Source organism: Pseudomonas sp. LAMO17WK12:I1 (assembly GCF_900177315.1).
GTDB lineage: Bacteria > Pseudomonadota > Gammaproteobacteria > Pseudomonadales > Pseudomonadaceae > Aquipseudomonas > Aquipseudomonas marginalis.
In genome coordinates, this window is sequence record NZ_FWZV01000016.1 from 79803 (window position 1) to 94305 (window position 14503).

Below are 14503 nucleotides of genomic sequence, written 5' to 3' on the forward strand. Positions count from 1 at the left end.
CCGCAAACCCGCAGGTCAGCCAGTCCATGGCTAAGCCTAGCGGGTTTTGCGTACCAAAGGACCTGTGAGGGATAACGGTTTTCGGCGCCCCTGCAATTAGGACTCAGCTGATATTGAGCCGATCCAACAAGCTGTACCAAGCCACCCCCGCACCAATGTAAAACCGCTGCAATCCGTGCATAGGCAAGCGTTGCAGCGGCGTGACCGGGTAGGCAAATTCAGCCTGGCTGTCGCACAACCGCCCGGCCAGTTGCTGCCCCAGGCTGGTACACAATGCGATGCCGCGGCCATTGCAGCCCAGCGCCAAGGTCAGGCCCGGTGCCGGTTCGTGGACATGGGGCATGAAGTCCCGTGTGATTGCGATACGCCCGGCCCAGCGGTACTCAAATTCCAGCGGGCCCAATTGCGGAAAGAGCAGCGCCAGGGAGCGCTCCAGGTGGGCAAAATCGGCCGGTGACGTGGGGTCGTTGAACAGCCCGCGTCCGCCCATCAGTAAGCGCCCATGACTGTCTTTGCGAAAGTACAGCAGCAGCCGTTGTGCGGTGGACACGGTTTCCTGTCCCGGCAAGATGCTCTCTGCCGCACGCCCACGCAGCGGTTTGGTGGCGACGATAAAACTGTTCGCCGCGAGGATGCTCTGTGCCATGCCCGGCCATAGGTTGCCGCTGTAGCCATTGGTGGCCAGCACCACTTGATCGGCCATCACCTGCGCACCGCCAGCGGTCTGCAGTTGCCACCCCGGGCCCTGGCGCTGTAACCCTGTCACTGCACTGTGACCATGAATGCGAACACCCGCCGCCAACGCCGCGCCGACCAGCCCACGGGCATACGCCAGCGGCTGAATCGCCCCGGCGCGGCCATCCAGCCAGCCGCCGGCGAATGCCTCGCTGCCCATGCGCGATGCCACCGCCGCCGCATCCAGGCGCTGCACCGGCACGCCGCGCCGCGCCCATTGCTCGGCTCGCGCATGCAGGCCGGCCACGCCCTTTTGCGTGTACGACACCTGCATCCAGCCTTTGCGCACCGGCGCGCAATCAATGCCGTGCCTGTCGATCAACGTGAACACCAGGTCCGCCGAGTTCGACACTGTCGAGATCAACGGCTCGGCCTGCTCCGGCCCGTACATCTGCACCAGTTGCTCCGGGTCGTACTTGAGCGTCGGGTTGACCTGCCCGCCATTGCGTCCCGATGCGCCCCAGCCGGGCTCATTGGCTTCCAGCACGCACACGCTGACCCCGCGCTCGGCCAGATGCAGGGCTGTCGACAGGCCGGTATACCCCGCGCCGACAATCGCCACATCCACTTTCACCGACTCACCCAGCGCAGGCGTCGGCACCACGGAGGGCGCCGTCGCCGACCACAATGATTTCATGACAGGCTCCGCGTGTTGCCGGTGGGGTGCAGCACGCGCCGCAGGAAGTCCTGGGTACGTGCATGCTGTGGATCGCCCAGCACCTGCTCGGCCGGGCCGCTCTCGACGATGTAGCCGCCATGCAGGAAGCACACGCGGTCGGCCACTTCGCGGGCAAAGCCCATTTCGTGGGTGACCACGATCATGGTCATGCCTTCGTCGGCCAGGGTGCGCATTACCGCCAGGACATCGCCCACCAGTTCCGGGTCGAGGGCCGAGGTGGGTTCGTCGAACAGCATGGCTTCAGGTTTCATCGCCAGGGCGCGGGCGATGGCCACGCGTTGCTGCTGGCCGCCGGAGAGCTGTTCGGGGTAGGCGTCGGCCTTGGCGCTCAGGCCCACCTTGTCCAGCAACACCAGGGCCTCTTCGCGGGCCTGCTTGAGCGGTTCGCCTTTGACATACACCGGACCTTCCATCACGTTTTCCAGCACGGTGCGGTGGGGGAACAGGTTGAAGCGCTGAAACACCATGCCCATGCGGCTGCGCAGCGCGTGCACGGTTTTGCTGCCGCGTTGCACGGTTTCGCCGAACACGTTGATGTGGCCGCCATCGTAGGCTTCCAGCGCGTTGATGCAGCGCAGCAGGGTGGATTTGCCCGAGCCCGAGGGGCCGATCAGGCACACCACTTCGCCCTTGGCCACGTCGAGGTCAACGCCGTGCAGGACGCGGTGGCTGCCGTAATGTTTTTGCAACTGACGAATCTCGATCATGCTTTTTTCCTCCGCCCCAGGTGCTGCTCCATACGACGCAGGCCATACACCAGCGGCAGGCTCATCAGCAGGTAGAGCAGGGCGACCAGGGTGTAGACGGTCATGTTCTGGAAGGTCGACGAGGCGATCAGTTGGCCTTGGCGGGTCATCTCGGCGACGGTGATGGTGGACACCAGGGACGAATCCTTGAGCATCATCACCAGGGTGTTGCCGTAGGGCGGCAGGGCGATGCGAAATGCCTGGGGCAGGATCACCCGGCGCATCATCAGCGCCGAGCGCATGCCCAGGGCTTCGGCGGCTTCACGCTGGCCCTGTTCCACGGCAATGATGCCGGTGCGGAAGTTCTCGGCCTGGTATGCCGAGTAGGCGATGCCCATGCCGATCACCCCGGCGTAGAACGCCGTGAGGTGCACGCCCATGTCCGGTAGCACGAAGTAGATGTAGAACAGCTGCACGATGATCGGCAGGCCACGGATCACGTTGATGATGGTGCTGGCCACCCACGACAGCGTGCGAATCGGCGACAGCTTGAGCAGCGCCAGCACCAGGCCGATTGCACTGCTGAGCAGGAACGACAGCACGGTGATCTGGATCGTCACCCAGGCGCCCTGCAGCAGAATCGGCAGGAAGTCCCGGGCGTTTTGCAGGAACTCGGCCGGGTTCATGGGCGCACCTGGGTATCAAGTCCCCACTTCTTGAGGATGCTGTCCAGGGTACCGTCGGCCTTGATGCTGGCGATGGCGGTGTTCAGGCGCCCGAGAGTTTGCGCATCGCCTTTGCGTACCACCAGGCAGACTTCGCCGACGTTGGTGGGCTGGTAGTCGGGGGCGAGCTTCACGCCTTTGAACAGCTTCTGGCGAATCTGGTAGGCCACCACCGGCTGGTCGCCGACCGCCGCCTTGATGCGCCCCAGGGACAGGTCGCGGACCATCTCGCCGATGGAGTCGTAGGTGCGAATCTCCTTGAAGATCCCCAGCTTGTTCAGTTGGTCGTAGAACACCGTGCCGGCCTGTACGCCGACCACCTGATCCTTGAGCGGCGTGAGGTCGGGGTAGGCGGCGCTGTCGTCGGCATTGATGATCAGGCCCTCACCGTAGGCGTACACCGGGGCGCTGAAGTCGACGACCTTGGTGCGCTCTTCGGTCTTGAGCATGCCGGCGGAAATGAAGTCGAGCTTGCCGGAGGTGAGGGAGGGGATCAGCGCAGCGAAGTTGGTCTGTTCGATCTGGCTGGTGAAGCCGCCGGCCTTGCCCACGGCCTCGGCGACGTCGACCATCACGCCCTGGATGCTGTTGGTCTTGATATCGAGGAAGGTGAACGGCGACCCACTGGCGGTTGCACCGACTTTGTACGTGGACGCACTTTCTGCGTGCGCGGCGCTGACGCAGAGTGTGGCGCACACACCGAAGGCAAGGCGGCGAAACAAGGGCGAAAGACTGTTCATCGGGCTACTCCAGAAGGAAAACGGAAAGTCAGTACCGCGAGCGGTTACCGATGAAATCGCAAGCTCTGTGCCATTTCGATTCAAATAAATCGAATTACGTTATATAAAATCGACAAAATGAACCATTCGTATCGATATGCGATATTTAATGGTCTATTTTTGTGATTTGGAGTAGTAATATCGCCACGCCTGACCTACTTGACCGCGAGTCCGCCATGTCCGAAGAACGCAACAGTCTGCACAACCAATCCCTGGAAAAAGGCCTGTCGGTGCTCAAGGCATTCAGCGCCCAGCGCCGCAGCATGAGCCTTGCAGAGGTGGCCGAGGCCGCTGGCATGACCAAAAGCTCGGCCCAGCGCATGGTGTTTACCCTTGAAAGCCTGGGTTACCTTCGGAAACACTCCCGCACACGGCATTACCAACTCACCCCCCGGGTGCTGGAGTTGGGGTTCAGCTACCTGGATGCGCATTCATTGATCGAGGTGGCCAACCCGTTTCTGTCGGAACTGACCCGGCTGACCGGCGAGACCTCGTGCCTGACCGAGCCGGCGGGCTACGACATGACCTATATCGCGCGCTTTGTCAGCGCGGGTTTTGTACCGGTGCATATGCCGATCGGCTCGCGGGTGCCGATGTACTGTACGGCGTCGGGGAGGGCGTATCTGAGTGCATTGCCGCAAGAGGAGGCGTTGGCGCTGATCGAGCACAGCCAGCGGGTGGCACACACCAGCCAGACGTTGACGGACGTGGCGGGCATTCTGGAATCGTTGCAGCAGGTGCGCGAGCAGGGCTATGCGGTGAATGCCCAGGAGCTGTTCCTCGGCGACATGACCATCGGCGCGCCGGTGCTGGGCGCCAATGGCCGGCCGGTGGCGGCGGTGCATGTGGTGGCGCCCACCAGTCGGTGGAGCAGGGCGGATGCGGAGAAGCAGTTGGCGCCGGCGTTGTTGCAGTGTTCAAGGGCGTTGAGCAATTCGGCGCGCAACCTGGAGTAACCCGCTCTCAAGAACACAGCAAATCCAATGTGGGAGCGGGCTTGCTCGCGAATGCGGTGTATCAGTCGCCAGATGCAGTGACTGGCACACCGCATTCGCGAGCAAGCCCGCTCCCACATTTTGATCTTCATCATTCTTTGAGATTGGTGTGAGCCCCAACAAAAAATGCGCCCCTTCGGGCGCATTTTTTTGTTCGGTCAACTATCGCCTATCAGGCAATCGCATCCCAGGCACGGTCGCCGTTCTCGTCTTTGATCCGAGTCGGCAACCCCATCACGTCCAGCGCCTTCAGGAACGGCTCAGCCGGCAGTTCCTCGACGTTGGCCATGTGTTTCACATCCCACTCGCCCCGGGCGACCAGCAGCGCGGCGGCTACCGGTGGAACGCCTGCGGTGTAGGAGATGCCCTGGCTGTCGGTCTCGGCGAAGGCTTCTTCGTGATCCGCCACGTTGTAGATGAACATCTCACGCGGCTGGCCATCCTTGGTGCCTTTGACCAGGTCGCCGATGCAGGTCTTGCCGGTGTAGCCCGGGGCCAGGGAAGACGGGTCAGGCAGCACGGCCTTGACCACTTTCAACGGCACCACTTCCAGGCCTTCGGCGGTGGTGACCGGCTTCTCGGAGAGCAGGCCGAGGTTTTTCAGCACGGTGAACACGTTGATGTAGTGTTCGCCGAAGCTCATCCAGAAACGCACGTTGGGCACGTCGAGGTTTTTCGACAGCGAGTGCACTTCATCGTGGCCGGTGAGGTAGAGGTTCTGCGAACCCACGACCGGCAGGTCGTCGGTGCGTTTGACTTCGAACATGGTGTTGCTGGTCCACTGGCTGTTCTGCCAGCTCCACACCTGCCCGGTGAATTCGCGGAAGTTGATTTCCGGATCGAAATTGGTGGCGAAGTATTTGCCATGGGAGCCGGCATTGACGTCGAGGATGTCGATCGAATCAATGCGGTCGAAATGCTGTTGCTGCGCCAGCGCGGCATACGCGTTGACGACACCCGGGTCGAAGCCCACGCCAAGGATGGCGGTGATGTTCTTCTGTTTGCACTCTTCCAGGTGGTTCCATTCGTAGTTGCCGTACCACGGCGGGGTCTCGCAGACCTTGCCCGGCTCTTCGTGGATGGCGGTGTCGAGGTACGCAACGCCCGTGTCGATGCAGGCACGCAGTACCGACATGTTGAGGAACGCGGAACCCACGTTGATGACGATCTGGGATTCGGTCTCGCGGATCAGGGCCTTGGTCGCTTCCACGTCCAGGGCGTTCAGCGCGAAGGCCTGGATGTCGGCGGGTACCTTGAGGCTACCCTTGGCCTTGACGCTGTCGATGATGGCCTGGCATTTGGAGATGTTGCGCGACGCGATAGCAATACGACCGAGTTCGTCGTTGTGCTGCGCGCACTTGTGGGCCACCACCTTGGCGACACCTCCTGCACCAATGATAAGAACGTTCTTTTTCAATTGCTTTATCTCTCCTTTATCCGCCAGCTTACGAAAGGCTGGACAGGTAGTCGTCGTAACCAAATTCACGAACCACTTCGACTGTACCGTCGAGTTGTTTCACTACGATGGACGGCATTTTCAGGCCGTTGAACCAATTTTTCTTGACCATGGTGTAGCCCGCGGTGTCGATGAACGACAGCCGATCGCCGATGGCCAGCGGACGATCAAATTGATACTCGCCGAAGATGTCCCCGGCCAGGCAGGATTTGCCGCACACCATGTAGGTGTGTTCGCCCTCGCTCGGCGCCAGCTTGGCGTTGAGGCGATAGATCAGCAGGTCCAGCAGGTGGGCTTCGATGGAGCTGTCGACGACGGCGAGGTTTTTGCCGTTGTAGAGGGTGTCGAGCACGGTGACTTCCAGGGAGGCGCTGTTGGTGATCGCCGCTTCGCCGGGTTCCAGGTAGACCTGCACGTCGTACTTCTGCGAGAACGCCTTGAGGCGCTGGCAGAAGGCGTCGATGGCATAGCCTTCACCGGTGAAGTGGATGCCGCCGCCGAGGCTGACCCAGTTGACCTTGTGCAGCAGCGCGCCGAAGCGTTCTTCGATGGTGTTCAGCATCTGGTCGAACAGGTTGAAGTCGCCGTTCTCGCAGTTGTTGTGGAACATGAAGCCGGAGATCTGCTCGATCACGCCTTCAATCTTCACCGGGTCCCATTCGCCCAGGCGGCTGAACGGACGCGCCGGGTCGGCCAGCAGGTAGTCGGAGCTGCTCACCTGCGGGTTGACGCGCAGGCCGCGGGTCTTGCCTTCGCTGCGCTCGGCAAAACGCTGCAGCTGGCTGATGGAGTTGAAGATGATCTTGTCGCAGTTATCGAGCATCTCTTCGATTTCATCGTCGGCCCAGGCCACGCTGTAGGCGTGCGCCTCACCTTCGAACTTCTGGCGGCCGAGCTTCAACTCGTACAGCGACGACGAGGTGGTGCCGTCCATGTATTCCTGCATCAGGTCGAACACCGACCAGGTGGCAAAGCACTTGAGCGCCAGCAGGGCCTTGGCGCCGGACTGCTCGCGCACGTAAGCAATCTTCTGCATGTTGACCAGAAGCTTCTGTTTATCGATGAGGTAGTACGGCGTTTTGATCATTTTTGAGAGCCTGCGGCGGTGCCTGCCAAAAAAGGACACGCATTGTGCCCGCACTTGGATCGAATCGAAAGGTTAGTGGGCGGATTTTGCTGCGCCAGCTTTACGATCCTAACCACTGAGTATGACTATCTATGCATCTACACCGCTCTAATGTGGGAGGGGGCTTGCCCCCGATAGCGGTGTATCAGCCAGCCTATTCTTTATTGACCCTCTGCTATCGGCGGCGAGCCCCCTCCCACATTTGGCCCCAGGTACCTCTGCTGCACTGCCATCAAACCGTCATCTGCCCACCACCTTCCTGCCACATTCCGCCGTTACTGTCCTCGCCAATGAGATCGATCTCAAGCGAGTGACCATGACTGATTTGAAAGACGTCGCGCGATTGGCCGGCGTATCCCGCGCGACCGCCGCCCGCACTTTTGCCTCCCCCGACCAGGTGCGCCCGGCGACCCGTGAGCAGGTGTTCGCCGCCGCCCGTGAGTTGGGTTTTCGGCCCAACCTGCTCGGCCGCCAATTGCGCCTGCAAACCACCCAGTTGATCGGCGTGGTGGTGCCCAATCTGCTCAACCCGGTATTCGCCGAACAGTTCCAGGCCATGGAGCGTGCCGCACGCTTGCGTGGCTACAGCCTGGTGCTGGCGACCACCGACTACAGCAGCGAACGCGAGTGCATCGTAGTGGAAGAACTGCTGCGCCAGCGCGTCGATGGCCTGGTGCTGACGGTCACCGATGCCGAAAGCAACAGCGTGCTCAGCAGCCTGAATACCGAACGAACGCCGTTCGTGCTGGCCTATCACCAACCGAGCAACCCCAACTACAGCGCCGTGTCGGTGGACAACCGCGCCGGCATGGCCTTGGCCACGCGCTACCTGCTGGAGGCCGGTCATCGACGCATCAGCATGGTCGCCGGCCCCGCCTTGCAGTCCGACCGCGCACGCCTGCGCTATGCCGGTTACTGCGACGCGATGAAGGCATACGGTCTCAAAAGCCGCGCGGTGATCGAAATGCCCGCCCATACCCAGGCCGAATTCGCTGCCATCCAGCCGTACCTCAACGGCCCCGACGCCCCCAGCGCCCTGGTGTGTTCCAACGATTTCCTCGCGATCAGCCTGATCGCCGAGCTGCGCCGCAACGCCTGGAATGTGCCCGGGCAACTGTCGGTGATGGGCTTTGACGGCATCGCCCTCGGCACCCAGATGCACCCGACCCTGTGCAGCGTGGTGCAGCCCATCGCGCTGCTGGCCAGCACGGTGATTGACCAACTGCTGGCGCAGATCGCCGGCAACGATCCCATTTCCCATTGCCTGCCTTGCCATATCCGGCCGGGCGAAAGTACCCAACCCTTTGAGGAGTCCCTTGATGCGCGCATTCAGTAAAACCCTGGCCGCCGTGCTGCTCTGCGGCGTGGCCAGCCTGGCCCAGGCCGCCGAAACGGCTATTTGCTACAACTGCCCGCCGGACTGGGCCGACTGGGGCACCCAGCTCAAGGCCATCGCTGCCGACACGGGGGTGCAGGTGCCGCTGGACAACAAGAACTCCGGCCAGTCCCTGGCGCAACTGGTGGCCGAAAAGGCCGCGCCCGTCGCCGACGTGGTCTACTACGGCGTGACCTTCGGCTTGCAGGCGCAAAAGGCCGGCGTGGTCGAGGGTTACAAGCCCAAGGGCTGGGAACAGATCCCCGCCGGGTTGAAAGACCCCGCCGGCCAGTGGTTTGCGATCCACTCCGGCACCCTGGGCATCATGGTCAACGTCGATGCATTGGGCGGCCTGCCGGTGCCGCAAAGCTGGGCCGACCTGCTCAAGCCGCAATACAAAGGCATGGTCGGCTACCTGGACCCGTCCAGCGCCTTCGTCGGCTACGTCTCTGCCGTGGCGATCAACCGCGCAATGGGCGGCGACCTGGACAACTTCGCCCCGGCCATCGACTACTTCCAGAAGCTGGCGAAAAACGCCCCCATCGTGCCCAAGCAGACCGCCTATGCGCGGGTGCTGTCCGGCGAGTTGCCGATCCTGGTGGACTACGATTTCAACGCCTACCGCGCCCGCTACAAAGACAACGCCAACGTCGCCTTCGTGATCCCCAAGGAAGGCAGCATCAGCGTGCCTTATGTGATGAGCCTGGTGGCCAACGCGCCGCACCGCGCCAATGGCGAGAAGGTGCTGGACTTCGTGCTGTCGGACCAAGGCCAGGCACTCTGGGCCAAGGCTTACTTGCGCCCGGTACGTCCGGTGACCATGCCGGCCGACGTCGCCGCGCAGTTCCTGCCCGACAGCGATTACGCCCGCGCCGGTGTGGTGGACTATCAGAAAATGGCCGCTGTGCAGGAAGCCTTCGCCGCCCGTTACCTGAACGAGGTCAAGTAAGTGGCTGCATCGGCAAAACAAGCGGCCTGGGCGCTGGCCCCGGCCTTTGCGGTGCTGTTCGCGTTCTGGCTGTTGCCGCTGGCGCACTTGATGCTGCTCGGCGCCGACAGCCGCGACAGCCACGGCAGCGGCTATTGGCAGGTGCTCAGCAGCGCGCAGTACCTGGGCAGCCTGGCGCAGACCTGCGTGCTGGCGATCGTGGTGACGTTCACCGCGTTGTTGATCGGTGGCATCAGCGGCGTATTCCTCGCGCGCCAGCAGTTTTTCGGGCGCTCGGCGTTGGTGGCGTTGCTCACGTTTCCCCTGGCGTTTCCCGGGGTGGTGGTGGGCTTCCTGGTGATCCTGCTGGCCGGGCGCCAGGGGCTGCTGGCGTCCCTGGGCCTGCAATTGGCCGGTGAGCGCTGGATCTTTGCCTACTCCCTGGCCGGGCTGTTTGTCGGCTACCTGTACTTCTCGATTCCGCGGGTGATCCTCACGGTGATGGCCGCGTGCGAAAGCCTCGACCGCAGCCTGGAAGAAGCCGCGCACTCGCTGGGAGCAGGGCACTGGCGGGTGGTCTGCGACGTGATCGTGCCGGGCCTGGCGCCGGCGTTGGCGTCCTGCGGCGCGATCTGCTTCGCCACGTCCATGGGCGCCTTCGGCACTGCGTTCACCTTGGGCACGCGCCTGAATGTGACCCCGGTGGCGATCTACAACGTGTTCACCAACTACGCCAACTTTGTCGTCGCCGCCGCGTTGTCGGTGGTGCTCGGCGCGGTGACCTGGGCGGTGCTGTTGCTCACGCGACGCCTGGTGAAAAATGCGGGGACGGTCTTGTGAAACGCTCATCGCTGTTTGTGATGCAACTGCTGTTCACCTTGCTGGTGTGCGCGTTCATGTTGGTGCCGGTGCTGATGTCGTTGCTGGCCGGGTTGACGCGCAATTTCTTCGTCGGCCTGTCCAGCGGCCTGACCTTCGACTGGTTGATCCAGGTGTGGCAGGCCTATTCGCCCACCGTATGGCTGTCCTTGCAATTGGCCCTGGCGTGCGCGGTGTGTGTCTGCGTGATCGGCGTGCCGGCGGCGTATGCGCTGGTGCGCATGAACAACCGCTTCAGCCGTGCCTTCGAAGAGCTGATGGTGCTGCCCGTGGCGATGCCGGGGCTGGCCAGTGCGCTGGCGTTGCTGCTCACCTATGGCCAGTTCGGCACGTTTCGCAGCAGCTGGTTGTTCATCCTGGTCGGCCATGTGTTGTTCACCTTGCCGTTCCTGGTACGTCCGGTGATGGCGGTGATGCAACGCCAGCAACTGCCAGTGCTGGAAGAGGCGGCGGCCAGCCTGGGCGTCGGGCCGGTCAAGCGCTTTTTCAGCGTGGTGGTGCCCAACTGCCGGGCGGGGATTCTGGCCGGCGTGCTGATGGTGGTGACCTTGTCGTTGGGCGAATTCAACCTGACCTGGATGCTCCACACGCCGATGACCAAGACATTGCCCGTGGGCCTGGCCGACAGCTACGCCTCGGCGCGCCTGGAAATCGCCAGCGCCTACACCCTTATCTTTTTGCTGATGATCGTGCCGCTGCTGATTGCGTTACAGGCCATCAGCGCTCGTTTGTCCCGTGGAGAGCGTCGATGATCGCTATCACTATCCGCCTGCAAGGCTGTCGCAAGGCATTCGCCGACGGCACCGTGGCTGTGCATGACCTGAACCTGACCGTCGAAGGCGGTGAAACCCTGGCGATCCTCGGCCCGTCCGGCTGCGGCAAGACCACCACCTTGCGCCTGATTGCCGGCCTGGAACGCCCGGATGTGGGCCAGGTTTTTTTCGGCAGCGACGACGTCACCCGCCTGCCCATCGAGCGCCGCGACGTGGGCATGGTGTTCCAGAACTACGCGCTGTTTCCCAACCTCGATGTGGCCGGCAATATCGTCTACGGCTTGAAGATTCGCGGCATGGCAGCTCTGGAGCGCAACAAGCGCTGCGAGGAACTGCTGGAACTGGTGGGCCTGCAACAGCATGGCAAGCGCAGCATCCACGAATTGTCCGGTGGTCAACGTCAACGGGTGGCCCTGGCCCGTGCCCTGGCGCCGCGCCCTAAAGTGCTGTTGCTGGATGAACCGCTGGCGGCCCTGGATGCGCAATTGCGCGAGCGCCTGCGCAGCGAGCTGAATGAACTGCTGCGCGGCCTCGGTATCACCTCGGTATTTGTCACCCACGACCAGGGCGAAGCCATGGCCCTGGGCGATCGTATCCTGGTGATGGAGCACGGCCGCGTCGCGCAACTGGCCAGCCCACGGGAGATCTACCAAACGCCGGCGAATGCGTTCGTCGCCGGTTTTGTCGGCAACCTCAACGCCTTTGCCGTCACCTCGCGAACAACCCATGGCCTGGAAGTCTGCGGCGGCGAGTTGCCGTGGCAGGCCGCCGACGTGCCCAGCACGGTGTACTGCCGCCCCGAACACCTGCGGGTGATGGAGAGCGAAGGGCACTTGCACGGCCATCTAGTGGCGCAGTTTTTCCAGGGCGCCCAAAGCCGCCTGCTGGTGGACGTGGGCGGCCCGCAACCGCTGCTGGTGGACAGCAGCGACAACCACCTGTACGCCGTCGGCGCGCCGATTGCCCTGGCGATTGCGCCGCACATGTTGTTCACCCTGAATGCGTGAGAGTTTGCTTGTGAATCGTCCGTTTCTTGTTGCGCAAATCAGCGACCTGCACCTTAAAGCCGGCCAGCGCCTGACGTATGGGGTGGTGGATACCCTGGGCGCGCTGCGCCGTGCCGTCGACCATTTGAACGCCAGCCACCCACGGCCCGATATTGTGGTGATCAGCGGTGACCTGGTGGACTTCGGCCGCGCCGATGAATACGCCGTGCTGCACCCCGAACTCGCGCGCCTGCACATGCCGTGCTACCTGGTGCCCGGCAACCACGACACACGCGGGCCGTTGCTCGAGGCATTCCGTGATCACGCCTACTTGCCTTTGTCGGCAGAGGGGCCGTTGGACTGGGTGGTGGACGAGCATCCGCTGCGTTTGATCGGCCTGGACTCGACTATCCCGGGTGGGCACGGCGGCCAGCTGCTGGACAGCCAATTGCACTGGTTGGACGCGCAACTGGCACGACGCCCGGACGCGCCGACGTTGCTGATCCTGCACCATCCACCGTTTATCAGCGGCATCGGCCATATGGACCGCGAACCCTTTATCAACACTGCGGCGCTGGAAGCGGTTGTGTCTCGCCACTCGCAAGTGGAACGCCTGCTGTGCGGGCACCTGCACCGACCGATGCAACGACGCTTTGGCGGCAGCCTGAGTTGTGTGTGCCCCGGTACTTCCCATCAGATTGTGCTGGACCTGCAGGACGCCGCGCCCGCGCATTTCAACCTGGAACCGGCGGGGTATCTGTTGCATCGCTGGGATGCGCAACAGGGCCTGATCAGCCACAACGGCGTGTTCGGGGATTACCCGGGGCCGTACCCGTTTTATGACGCTCATGGATTGATTGACTGAGGTTTACGGAGGTTTCACTTCACTCAACTCGCTAACAACTAAGCAACTGAATAACCGTTAACGCCCCGGCCAACGTCACGTTTGGCCGACGGCATCCTGCTGCCCATTTTTTGCGCCCGGAACCTGGATTCCGCGCCGGAGTTCGTCCTGATGAAAGCCACGTTGAATGTATTAAGTGTATTGACCGGCGGCCTGGGCATTGCCCTGAGCCCCTTGGCGTCCGCTGACTTTTTGAGCGACAGCAAAGCCAACTTGAGCATGCGTAACTTTTACTTCAATAACGACAACCGCGACGGCACGGCGGCACCGTCGAAGACCGAAGAGTGGGGCCAGGCCTTTATCCTCAACTACCAGTCGGGCTTTACCGACGGCACCGTCGGCTTTGGCCTGGACGCCATCGGCATGCTCGGCGTGACCCTCGACAGCAGCGCCGCGCGCCATGTCGGCAGCTCGATGATCCCCACCGAAGACGGCAAGGCCACGGATAACTGGGCCCGTGGTGGCGCGACGGCCAAGGCACGCTTTGCCAAGACCGAAGCGCGCTACGGCTACCTGCGCCCGAACCTGCCGATCCTGGTGAGCAACGACGGCCGCCTGTTGCCGCAGTCGTTCGAAGGCGGGCAGGTCACCAGCAAGGACATCGACAACCTGACCCTGGTCGGCGGCCAGCTTGAGCACACCACCGGTCGCGGTTCCAGCGACCGCAGTGGCCTGGCAGCGGCGGGCGGTACCCAGGAAAGCAATAAATTTACCTACGCCGGTGCGGACTACCAGCTGACCAAGGACCTGATGGTCCAGTACTACTACGCCAACCTCGAAGACTATTACCAACAACACTTCGCCGGGTTGATCCACGTATTGCCGTTGGGCGAATACGGCTCATTGAAAACCGACCTGCGCTACTTCAAGACCAGCTCCGACGGTAAAAACAGCAGCGCCGCCGGCCGTGCCGAAGGCTATAAGCTGGGCGGCTATACCAAGAACGGTAACGGTGAAATCGACAACAACACCTGGAGCGCCGCGTTCATCTACTCCCTGGGCCCGCACGCGATCACTGCCGGTTACCAGCAAGTCTCGGACGACAGCAACTTCGCCCAACTCAACCAGGGCGGCCTGGTGAACAAAGGCGAGGGCGGTGCCAGCCTGTACCTCTACACCGACCGTACCGTACAGACCTTCATCCAGGCCGGCGAACGCACCGCCTTTGCCCAGTACGCCTACGACTTCGCATCGCTGGGTGTGCCCGGGCTGAAGGCCTCGGTCATGTACCTCAAGGGCGACCACATCCTCACCACCAGCGGCAACGACGCCAGCGAGTGGGAGCGGGATATCTCGTTGGATTACGTGGTGCAGAGCGGCACATTCAAGAACGTCGGGTTCGGCTGGCGGAACGGCGTGTCACGCAGTGAAGTGGCGCGGGATCAGGACCAGAATCGGGTGTTTGTGAGTTATTCGATTCCGTTGATGTAGTACCGCTGAGCCCCTCATCTTTGTAGGAGCGAGCTTGCTCGCGAAA

The 14503-nt window shown here is 62.5% G+C and carries 14 protein-coding genes; 8 read left to right on the forward strand and 6 right to left on the reverse strand.

All coding sequences use genetic code 11. The features are described from left to right. Positions 1-103: 103 nt before the first annotated feature. Genes B9N88_RS26810 through B9N88_RS26825 form a run of 4 tightly spaced genes read right to left on the reverse strand, consistent with a single transcriptional unit; the run spans position 104 to position 3565 of the window. A complete protein-coding gene (locus tag B9N88_RS26810) occupies positions 104-1372 on the reverse strand; it encodes an NAD(P)/FAD-dependent oxidoreductase (protein WP_027607249.1) in 1269 nt (422 codons plus the stop codon). After that, the gene (locus tag B9N88_RS26815; RefSeq protein WP_027607248.1) at positions 1369-2121 is read right to left on the reverse strand and encodes an amino acid ABC transporter ATP-binding protein; all 753 of its coding nucleotides are present in this window, start codon (positions 2119-2121) and stop codon (positions 1369-1371) included. The genes B9N88_RS26810 and B9N88_RS26815 overlap by 4 nt, the downstream gene beginning before the upstream one ends. Beyond that, complete coding sequence (gene ehuD, locus B9N88_RS26820) at positions 2118-2786, reverse strand: ectoine/hydroxyectoine ABC transporter permease subunit EhuD (protein ID WP_027607247.1); 669 nt, start codon at positions 2784-2786, stop codon at positions 2118-2120. The genes B9N88_RS26815 and ehuD overlap by 4 nt, the downstream gene beginning before the upstream one ends. Next, complete coding sequence (locus B9N88_RS26825) at positions 2783-3565, reverse strand: ABC transporter substrate-binding protein (protein WP_027607246.1); 783 nt, start codon at positions 3563-3565, stop codon at positions 2783-2785. Before B9N88_RS26825 ends, ehuD begins: the two co-directional genes overlap by 4 nt. A gap of 215 nt (positions 3566-3780) precedes the next feature. Here B9N88_RS26825 and B9N88_RS26830 point away from each other — a divergent pair, with 215 nt between their 5' ends. Beyond that, complete coding sequence (locus B9N88_RS26830) at positions 3781-4560, forward strand: IclR family transcriptional regulator (protein ID WP_027607245.1); 780 nt, start codon at positions 3781-3783, stop codon at positions 4558-4560. Between the two features lie 211 nt (positions 4561-4771). Here B9N88_RS26830 and B9N88_RS26835 read toward each other — a convergent pair whose 3' ends face one another. Together B9N88_RS26835 and B9N88_RS26840 are read right to left on the reverse strand one after the other, a co-directional pair. After that, positions 4772-6016 (reverse strand): saccharopine dehydrogenase family protein, encoded by a 1245-nt coding sequence (locus B9N88_RS26835; RefSeq protein WP_027607244.1) that lies wholly within the window; start codon positions 6014-6016, stop codon positions 4772-4774. A gap of 28 nt (positions 6017-6044) precedes the next feature. Beyond that, positions 6045-7142 (reverse strand): carboxynorspermidine decarboxylase, encoded by a 1098-nt coding sequence (locus B9N88_RS26840; RefSeq protein WP_027607243.1) that lies wholly within the window; start codon positions 7140-7142, stop codon positions 6045-6047. Between the two features lie 355 nt (positions 7143-7497). Here B9N88_RS26840 and B9N88_RS26845 point away from each other — a divergent pair, with 355 nt between their 5' ends. From B9N88_RS26845 to B9N88_RS26875, 7 genes are all read left to right on the forward strand, one after another. Beyond that, positions 7498-8517, forward strand: a complete 1020-nt coding sequence (locus tag B9N88_RS26845; protein ID WP_027607242.1) for a LacI family DNA-binding transcriptional regulator — start codon at positions 7498-7500, stop codon at positions 8515-8517. After that, on the forward strand, positions 8501-9505 hold the full coding sequence (locus B9N88_RS26850; protein ID WP_027607241.1) for an ABC transporter substrate-binding protein: 1005 nt from the start codon (positions 8501-8503) through the stop codon (positions 9503-9505). The genes B9N88_RS26845 and B9N88_RS26850 overlap by 17 nt, the downstream gene beginning before the upstream one ends. After that, the gene (locus B9N88_RS26855; protein ID WP_027607240.1) at positions 9506-10324 is read left to right on the forward strand and encodes an ABC transporter permease; all 819 of its coding nucleotides are present in this window, start codon (positions 9506-9508) and stop codon (positions 10322-10324) included. Next, positions 10321-11115: an ABC transporter permease gene (locus tag B9N88_RS26860; RefSeq protein WP_027607239.1), complete on the forward strand. Its 795-nt coding sequence runs from the start codon at positions 10321-10323 to the stop codon at positions 11113-11115. The genes B9N88_RS26855 and B9N88_RS26860 overlap by 4 nt, the downstream gene beginning before the upstream one ends. Further along, on the forward strand, positions 11112-12143 hold the full coding sequence (locus B9N88_RS26865) for an ABC transporter ATP-binding protein (protein WP_027607238.1): 1032 nt from the start codon (positions 11112-11114) through the stop codon (positions 12141-12143). Before B9N88_RS26860 ends, B9N88_RS26865 begins: the two co-directional genes overlap by 4 nt. 10 nt (positions 12144-12153) lie before the next feature. Further along, positions 12154-12987, forward strand: a complete 834-nt coding sequence (locus B9N88_RS26870) for a phosphodiesterase (protein ID WP_027607237.1) — start codon at positions 12154-12156, stop codon at positions 12985-12987. Between the two features lie 150 nt (positions 12988-13137). Continuing rightward, positions 13138-14457, forward strand: coding sequence for an OprD family porin (locus B9N88_RS26875; RefSeq protein ID WP_027607236.1), 1320 nt, complete (start codon positions 13138-13140; stop codon positions 14455-14457). The last annotated feature ends 46 nt before the right edge of the window (positions 14458-14503 follow it).

Bases quoted from the DNA above. Each gene is read 5' to 3' on its own strand.
- B9N88_RS26810 (WP_027607249.1), bottom strand. From the start codon at position 1,372: ATGAAATCATTGTGGTCGGCGACGGCGCCCTCCGTGGTGCCGACGCCT.
- B9N88_RS26840 (WP_027607243.1), bottom strand. From the start codon at position 7,142: ATGATCAAAACGCCGTACTACCTCATCGATAAACAGAAGCTTCTGGTC.
- B9N88_RS26875 (WP_027607236.1), top strand. From the start codon at position 13,138: ATGAAAGCCACGTTGAATGTATTAAGTGTATTGACCGGCGGCCTGGGC.
- B9N88_RS26845 (WP_027607242.1), top strand. From the start codon at position 7,498: ATGACTGATTTGAAAGACGTCGCGCGATTGGCCGGCGTATCCCGCGCG.
- ehuD (WP_027607247.1), bottom strand. From the start codon at position 2,786: ATGAACCCGGCCGAGTTCCTGCAAAACGCCCGGGACTTCCTGCCGATT.
- B9N88_RS26850 (WP_027607241.1), top strand. From the start codon at position 8,501: ATGCGCGCATTCAGTAAAACCCTGGCCGCCGTGCTGCTCTGCGGCGTG.
- B9N88_RS26815 (WP_027607248.1), bottom strand. From the start codon at position 2,121: ATGATCGAGATTCGTCAGTTGCAAAAACATTACGGCAGCCACCGCGTC.
- B9N88_RS26830 (WP_027607245.1), top strand. From the start codon at position 3,781: ATGTCCGAAGAACGCAACAGTCTGCACAACCAATCCCTGGAAAAAGGC.
- B9N88_RS26825 (WP_027607246.1), bottom strand. From the start codon at position 3,565: ATGAACAGTCTTTCGCCCTTGTTTCGCCGCCTTGCCTTCGGTGTGTGC.
- B9N88_RS26865 (WP_027607238.1), top strand. From the start codon at position 11,112: ATGATCGCTATCACTATCCGCCTGCAAGGCTGTCGCAAGGCATTCGCC.